This window comes from Bradyrhizobium sp. P2_E8 (genome assembly GCF_056403875.1).
Window position 1 is genome coordinate 1 of record NZ_JBFUES010000906.1, and the last position, 3,057, is coordinate 3,057.

Sequence of the window (3,057 nt, forward strand, 5' to 3'; positions counted from 1 at the left end):
ACCGAGATCAAGATCGGCAACATCATGCCCTATAGCGGGCCGGCCTCCGCCTATGCCGCGATCGGCAGGACCGAGGAAGCCTATTTCAACAAGATCAATGCCGAGGGCGGCGTCAACGGCCGCAAGATCAAGTTCATCTCCTACGACGACGGCTATTCGCCGCCGAAGACGGTGGAGCAGGCGCGCAAGCTGGTCGAGAGCGACGGGGTGCTGCTCATCTTCGGCTCGCTCGGCACCTCCACCAACGGCGCGATCCGCAAATACATGAACGAGAAGAAGGTGCCGCAATTGTTCGTGGCGAGCGGCGCCTCGAAATGGAACGATCCCAGGCAATATCCCTGGACCATGGGCTGGCAGCCGAGCTACGCGAGCGAGGCGCGCATCTATGCCAAGTACATCATGAAGGAGAAGCCGGACGCGAAGATCGGCGTGCTCTACCAGAACGACGATTTCGGCAAGGACTATCTGAAGGGGCTGAAGGCCGGCTTGGGGGCCAAGGCGTCGATGATCGTGATGGAAGAGGCCTACGACACCTCGGAGCCCGCGGTCGACGAGCACGTCGTGAAGCTGAAGGCCTCGGGCGCCGACGTCCTGATCAGCATCACCACGCCGAAATTCGCCGCGCAAGCGATCAAGAAGGCGGCCGAGATCAGCTGGCATCCGACCCACATCCTCTCCAACGTCTCGGCCTCGGTCGGCGGCGTGCTGGAGCCGGCGGGGCTCGAAATCTCGCAAGGCATCCTGTCGGCCAGCTACACCAAGGACGGCTCCGACCCGCAATGGAACGCCGATGAGGGCATGAAGAAGTTCTATGACTTCCTCGCGCACTACGATCCGAAGGCGAACAAGCTCGATACCGGCGTGGTGTTCGGATACGCCGCGGCCCAGACCATGGTGAAGGTGCTGCAGATGTGCGGCGACGACCTCACCCGCGAGAACGTCATGAAGCAGGCCGCCAGCCTGAAGGATTTCGCGCCGGACACGCTGCTGCCCGGTATCAGGATCAAGACCGCACCGGACAATTTCGCCCCGATCGAACAGCTCCAGATGATGCGGTTCAAGGGCAGGAAATGGGAGCTGTTCGGCGACATCATCTCGAGCGAGACGGGCAACTGAACCAGCTCAACTCAAAATCGCTCTGTACGAATTAAGCAACTCAAGACAGCCGTGCTGTCTCGCATTCGCACACGAGACCGCGCCCGTCCTTGACTACTAAAGAAGCAGCCCCTGCGACGCCGTTGCAGGGGCTTTCTGTTGAAGGCACAGGACAAATCGTATTGAATTGCGGCCGCGTCGCCAAAAACAATCAAGACAAGAAACGGGGCGCACACACCAAGAAAATAGGGAGATAGGAATGCCCGCTGTCACCGGCAAACTTGCGGCCGCGTCACTGGCGCTTGCGCTCATTGCGGCCTCGGCCTCCACTGCATCGGCCCAGAAGAAATACGATACCGGCGCGACCGACACCGAGATCAAGATCGGCAACATCATGCCCTACAGCGGACCGGCCTCCGCCTACGGCATCATCGGGCGGACCGAAGCCGCCTATTTCAAGAAGATCAACGAAGAGGGCGGCATCAACGGCCGCAAGATCAACTATATCAGCTACGACGACGCCTATTCGCCGCCGAAGACGGTCGAGCAGGCGCGCAAGCTGGTCGAGAGCGACGAGGTCCTGTTCATCTTCAACTCGCTCGGCACGCCGCCGAACTCGGCGATCCAGAAATACATGAACTCGAAGAAGGTGCCGCAGCTGTTCGTCGCCACCGGCGCCACCAAGTGGAACGATCCGCAGAACTTCCCCTGGACGATGGGCTGGCAGCCCAACTACCAGAGCGAGACGCAGATCTATGCGAAGTGGCTCTTGAAGAACAAGCCGGACGCCAAGATCGCCGTGCTCTACCAGAACGACGATTACGGCAAGGACTATCTGAAGGGCCTGAAGGACGGCCTGGGCGCCAAGGCGGCCTCGATGATCGTGATCGAGGAGAGCTATGAGACCTCCGAGCCGACCATCGACAACCACATCGTCAAGCTGAAATCGACCGGCGCCGACGTGTTCATGAACATCACGACGCCGAAATTCGCCGCGCAGGCGATCAAGAAGAATTCCGAGATCGGCTGGAAGCCGCTGCACTTCCTCAACAACGTCTCGGCCTCCGTCGGCAGCGTGATGAAGCCCGCCGGCTTCGAGAACGGCCAGGACATCATCTCGGCCGACTATCTGAAGGACGTGTCGGATCCCGCGTGGAACAACGATCCCGGCATGAAGGAGTTTTTGGCATTCATGACCAAATACTTCCCCGAGGGCGACAAGCTCGATAAGGGCACCATCGTCGGCTATGCCGTGGCACAGACGCTGGTCCAGGTGCTGAAGCAGTGCGGCGACAATCTCACACGCGAGAACGTCATGAAGCAGGCGGCGAACCTGAAGGACTTCCGCACCGAGGCGCTGCTGCCGGGCGTGAAGATCAACACCTCGCCGACCGATTTCGCACCGATCAGCCAGCTGCAGCTCGAGAAGTTCAAGGGCGAGAAGTGGGAGCTGTTCGGCGACGTGATCAGCGCCGACGTCGGCGGCTAGCCGCCAGCAGGATCCAAATATGCGAAAGCCCCCTGCGAGCCTCTCGCGGGGGGCTTTTTGCTGCACGGCGATTATGATCACGCGATTGCACAATCGAATGATGGTAAACCCTGCTTACGCTTTCGCGCATGATACGGTAGGCAGGTGAACGGCGAATTCGCCGCCATCGCTTCAGTCTGCTCAAGGCCACCGTCATGACCGACCGACGTCCCCTGCTCCGCGCGCTCTACGACGCCGCCGTTGCCGCCGCGCATCCGAATACAATTCTGGCGCCGCATCTGCGGCCGGCCCCAAAAGGACGCGTGATCTGCCTCGCCGCCGGCAAGGGCGCCGGCGCGATGGCCGCGGCCGCCGAGCGGCATTATCTCGACGTGCTGAAGCTCGCGCCGGAGCGGCTGGTCGGCATCGCCACCACACGCCACGGCTACGGTGTGCCGACCCGCCGCATCCGCGTGGTCGAAGCCGGCCATCCC

The 3,057-nt window shown here is 61.3% G+C and carries 3 protein-coding genes; all 3 read left to right on the plus strand.

Annotation, left to right across the window (positions count from 1 at the left end; translation table 11 throughout):
- On the plus strand, positions 1-1,116 hold a 1,116-nt coding region (locus AC1D00_RS34025), incomplete at its 5' end, for an ABC transporter substrate-binding protein (protein ID WP_477013683.1).
- Positions 1,117-1,354: 238 nt separating this feature from the next.
- A complete protein-coding gene (locus AC1D00_RS34030) occupies positions 1,355-2,584 on the plus strand; it encodes an ABC transporter substrate-binding protein (protein WP_025575793.1) in 1,230 nt (409 codons plus the stop codon).
- A gap of 194 nt (positions 2,585-2,778) precedes the next feature.
- Positions 2,779-3,057, plus strand: a 279-nt coding sequence (locus AC1D00_RS34035; RefSeq protein WP_477013684.1) for a DUF4147 domain-containing protein, incomplete at its 3' end; no start/stop codon positions are given.